This window comes from Myxococcus sp. CA039A, from assembly GCF_013336645.1.
Classification (GTDB): domain Bacteria; phylum Myxococcota; class Myxococcia; order Myxococcales; family Myxococcaceae; genus Myxococcus; species Myxococcus llanfairpwllgwyngyllgogerychwyrndrobwllllantysiliogogogochensis.
Genome location: NZ_JABUMQ010000513.1, coordinates 1 through 5038 on the forward strand (window position 1 = coordinate 1; position 5038 = coordinate 5038).

Sequence of the window (5038 nt, forward strand, 5' to 3'; positions counted from 1 at the left end):
ACCCCACCCTGTGCCAGCAGAGGCACCGCCTGCTCGAGCGCGGTGGCGGGCAGGGATGCATCGGCGATCAGCAGGAGGCCCCCGGCCTCCAGGTGGGGAGCGGTACTCAAACGCGGTGCCTAATAGCGTACCTTGACTTCACTGAAGAAGGATTGGGGCGGCGCGGGGAAGCCGTGAGACTCCTCGTAGGCCGCGTTGAAGAGGTTGGAGCCGAGGAACGACACGGAGATTCCGTCGTAGACGTTGAAGCCCACGCGGGCGCTGGCCGTGAGGTAGCTGGGCAGCTGCACGCGGGAGGTGGGCAGGCCCGTCGCCTCGTCCACCTGGAAGCCCGGGTCGAAGCGCGGCCCGACGAAGAGCGCGTACAGCTCCACGAAGGCCACCTTGCCAATGTTGGTGCGGCCGCGCGCGTAGATGCGGTGCGTGGGCGCGTAGTCCAGCGGCGTCTCCGGGCTGTCGTCGAAGGGCACGTTCTTCGCGTCGAGCAGCTGGTAGGCCACGTCGAAGGACGAGTTGATGGACGGAATCTGCGCCGCCGCCTCCAGCTCCAGGCCGGCGATGCGCGCGTCGCCCATGTTGCGGAACTGGGACACCGAGCCGAAGACGAGCTCCTGATTGATGAAGTTCTTGGCCACATTGTAGAAGCCCGTCGCCGTCAGGCGCACGCGCCGGTCGAAGGGCCAGAAGTCCACGGAGCCCTCGAACGTGTCCAGCGTCTCCGCGCGAAGCTCGGCGTTGCCCACCAGCGTGGACGCGTACATCTGCTGGTTGATGGCCAGCTCCGCCAGGGTGGGCGCGCGGAAGGCACGGCCGTAGTTGGTGCGCAGCGTGAGCAGCTCCGGCACCGCGTGGAAGACGATGCTGGCGCGCGGGGAGATCTGGTCGGTCCGCTCGCGCCAGACGACCTCGGGAATCTGGTAGCGGTCATACCGGGCGCCTCCGCTCAGCACCAGGCGCTCCGTCAGGCGGTACTCCGCGTCCACGAAGCCACCGAGGATGGTCTGCTTCGTGTCATCCATGGACAGGCCCGGCAGCACGTTGGGCACGTTGACCTGGTCCAGCTTCACGTCGCCGCCGAACGTCACCGACACCGGGCCCGCCGAGTACAGCGCGCGAACCTCGCCACCCAGCCGGCGGCGCTTGCCCAGCGCGCGCGTGGGGTCGCCACCGAAGGCGTTCTCCAGCACCACGTCGCGGCGCTTGAAGAAGCCGTACGCCTGACCGAACAGGCGCAGGCTGTCCGTCACCTGCTGGTCCACCTGCGCGGAGGCGTTGAAGTTCTGGACGGACTCCTCGTCGTTCGGCGTGTAGTGGCACCGGCCGCAGTTGCCCACGGTGGAGATCTGCGTGTGCGAGCCACCCGGGCGGCCAATGGTCGCGTCCGTGAAGTCCGCGTCCAGCGCCAGGGGCCCCACGCGCACCTTGCCGTTCACCTGGTGCACCATCGAGTCCTGGTTCGTGTCCACCAGGCCCGTGGCGGGGTCATTGAAGAGCTGAGGACCATCCGAGCCATAGCCGTAGTAGCCCAGCAGCGCCTCCACGGGGCCGCCGCGACCGGCCACGTTGCCGTGCAGGCGCCACGTCTGGTCCTGGCCCGCGAGGATGCGCGCCTCGGCGCCCACGTTGCGTCCCGGAGCGATGAGGTCCGCCGGCTGGCGCTCGATGATGTTGATGACGCCGCTGAAGGCGTTGGAGCCGTACAGCGAGGAGCCCGGGCCCCGGATGACCTCCACCTGCTTGAGGTTGACGAGCGGCGTCGTCTCGTCCGCGTAGAACTGGCCCGTCCACGGGTCCGTCAGCGGGCGGCCGTCCTTGAGCAGCAGCAGCCGGTTGGACAGGTAGTTGGAGCCCAGGCCGCGCGCGCTCACCGCCGCCTTGCGCATGGACCCGCGCCGGCACTCCATGCCGGGGAAATACTGGATGGCCTCGCACAGCGAGAACTGGCCGGTGCCCTCCAGCTCCTCGGCCGGAATCCAGGACACGGTCAGCGGCACGTCCGCGATGCGCTGCTTGCGCTTGGAGGCCGTCGACACCACCGCCTCGCTCAGCACGCGGTTGACAGACTCCTCCAGGGCATCCGCGCCGCCCAGCGGGTCCTCACCGGGCAGGCTCGCCAGTCCGGACGGGGGCGGCATGGGCCGGTCCGTGGTGGGCTGGGCGAAGGGCGCGCTGATGGGGACGTTGTCGGTGGCGACCGGCGCGTGCGGCTCGCTGGTCGTCGCGGGCAGCACCGCCCCGTGCGAAGGGGACGGGGTGCCCAGCGGATCCTGCGTGGTCGCGGTGGGGCTCGCCACCGGAGCGGCGGGAGGACTCGCTGGGGGGGACTCCACGAAGGGCGAGGGGGCGACCGGCACCGGCGGCTCCGCCGTGACGGACTCTCCACCCTGGGACGGATCATCCGTCTCGGGGCCAGCGCCCAGCACCGGAATCTCCGAGTCGGGGATCGGCGCCTCCACGGGCTTGGTGGACTTGCGCGTCTTCGGGGGCTTCTTGGCCGAGCGCGGGGGCTTCGTCGCGGGCGTCTTCGTCGCTCCTGGGACTTTCGTTCCCGGCGCGGCGACGCGCTTCTTGCGCTTCACCTTCGGCGGCGACTCGGCCGCGGCGTCGGCGGCCTGGGCCTGGGCCACGGACGGATGGGCCAGGGCCAGCGCGAAGAACAGGACGGACACCACCATGGCGGCGCGGTTACCTTGGCGCCCCGCGTAAGCTCCCACCGCACCTCGCAGCGGATCAGCAGACACTTTCGAGTGCATCGTTCTCACATCCGCGGAATGGGAGGAGCCCCCGCGGTCCTGTTCGCCCCTGTTGGCGGGCGCGGCGCCAGGGCAATCGGTCTTTGGACGAATTCGCTCACCTGCACGCTCGCGCCGTAGGAAAACAAGCTACCCCAGAGGACCTGCTGGGCCAAGTCGGTGATTCTCATTCCCTGAAACTCAAGAGTGTTTCGGGCTGGCGCGTCCAAGGTTGCGTCAATTCAGTCATCCGGCTGTTCGGCGGCCACGGCGAGGTCGCCCGCGAAGGACGGGAGGGAGGGTCCCAGTTCCTCGGCGCGGACCAGGACTTCCGCGTCCACGCGCAGGTCCGGCGCGTCGGCGAAGACGGGCTGGCGGCGGGGCGGACCCTGGGTCACGAGACGTCGGAAGTCCTCGAAGTCCTTACCCTGGACACGGGCGAAGGGCTCGAAAGGAGCCACGGCGCCCACGGAACCGAGGGCCGCGTCCAGCGCCGCCTTGTGGTTGCGCAGGTCGACCAGGACGGCCCCCGGCAGCCGGGCGCTGCGGAAGAGGATGCGCAGGTCCTTGTCCTTGGGGACGTGGGACATGGGCACCAGGGCCGCCTCGGCGCCCTTGGCCTCCAGCATCTTCAGGGCGGACTCCACGTTGGGGACGGGGGCGAGCTTGAAGTGCCGCTGCGCGTCCAGGTCCCCTCCCAGGACGGCGTGGGTGACGAACTTGGGATCCGCGGGCCCCGCGCCCTTCACCAACGCCAGGCGCTTGCCGGCGAGGTCCTTCACCACGCCCTTGTGGGTGGAGACGATGGCCCAGCGCTGCTGGGACTCGCCGGGACGGGACGCCCAGGCCAGTGGCGTGGCGCGGGCGCCGAGCTGCACGGCGGCCCACCCCTCCACCACGGCGAAGTCCACCAGCCCATCGGCGATGGCGCGAGAGAAGTCCTCGTAGCGGCCAAAGCTCTTGGCGGCCACCGGGCGGTCCATCGCCTCGGTCAGCTTCGCGGCCAGGGCCTCCGCGTACTGGAAGCGCTCCTGGCCGTCGCTCAGCGTCGTGGCCAGGAAGACGCCAAGCGTGGCCTTCTTCGGGGCCGCGCCAGCGGGGGTGACGAAGCAGAGGGCCAGCGCGAGGCTGGTCAGGACAAAGCGGAGCATCTTCATGGGGTGGTCTCCTCCGCGGTGGCTCCGGTCGGCGCCGCGCCCGAGGGCTCGGCGAGGCCATGGAGGCTCTGCAGGCGTTCCTTCCACTCACGCACCTGGGCCTGGCGGGGTCCGGGGCCGGAGGCGAGATAGCGGCGCCAGGCATCCACGGCCTCGGCCGGTTCGTGACGACGCTCCTGGGCGTCGATGCCCAGGTTGAGCGAGGCGACGGAGACGGCGGGCTCCAGGCGACGCCACGTGGCCAGGGCCTCGGACGACTTGCCCTTGCGCCAGTCGACGCAGGCCTGGTTGTGCTGGAGCAGCACGTCCTCGGGCTCCGCGGTGAGCGCGGCCTTGAGGGCCTTCTCCGCGCCCTTCATGTTGCCGGAGGCGTAGGCCAGCGAGGCCTCGCGCCGGTGCAGCGCGCCCGTCAGCGACGCGAGCCACCGGGGCTGGCCCGGCATGGGCTTCTTGGACGCGGCGGCCAGCTGCTTGCGCGAGGCCGCCACCTGCCCCTTCTTGTAGAGGACGAAGGCCTCCGCCAGGGCGCGGGTGTTGGGCCAGGCCCAGGGCTGCGCCGGGGTGAGGGCCTTCTTCAGCGCGGCGCTGGCCTCCGCGTGGCGACCGCCCTCCGCGCGCGTCAGCCCCCGGGCGAAGAGGACCAGCTTCGTCAGGTCCGTGCGCTTGCCGGTGCCCAGCTTGTCCACCGCGTCCAGGTCCCGGTCGGCGCCTTCGACATCCCCCGTCTCCAGGCGGGCCAGCGCGCGACGCACCAGCACGCGCGGCAGGTTGGCCTGCGCCACGCTCGCGGCCGTGCGCGACGGACCCACCTCGGTGAGCCGCTGCACGGCGGCGTCCACCTGTCCCAGCTCCACCTCCGCGAGCGCCGCGCCCACCGACGCCTCGGCCTGCTGGTCCGGCTCCTCCGTCTGCTTGCCCGCGCGGCCAAAGGCCTCCAGGGCCGCCTGCGCGTCGCCGGCGCCCAGCCGCGCGTAGCCCAGCAGCAGCTGCTCCCGCCACGTCGCGCCCGGCAGCGTCGCGCCCTGCTCCATCACCTTGCGCGCATCCGCGTAGCCGCGCGTCTCCATCAGCGCCGCCGTCAGCCGGCGGGCCATGAGGGCGCTGCGGTCCAGGTCGAACGCGCGGCGCAGGTCGCGCACGGCGTCGTCC

At 71.3% G+C, this 5038-nt stretch carries 2 protein-coding genes and 1 pseudogene; all 3 read right to left on the reverse strand.

All coding sequences use genetic code 11. From position 1 onward, the window contains the following. Window positions 1–119: 119 nt before the first annotated feature. Window positions 120–2675, reverse strand: coding sequence for a TonB-dependent siderophore receptor (locus HR086_RS44655; protein ID WP_254626734.1), 2556 nt, complete (start codon window positions 2673–2675; stop codon window positions 120–122). Window positions 2676–2974: 299 nt separating this feature from the next. Then, window positions 2975–3889: a PhnD/SsuA/transferrin family substrate-binding protein gene (locus HR086_RS44660; RefSeq protein ID WP_141648888.1), complete on the reverse strand. Its 915-nt coding sequence runs from the start codon at window positions 3887–3889 to the stop codon at window positions 2975–2977. After that, window positions 3886–5038: pseudogene (locus HR086_RS44665) on the reverse strand (hypothetical protein); the annotation flags it as partial. The gene HR086_RS44660 and the pseudogene HR086_RS44665, both read right to left, overlap by 4 nt.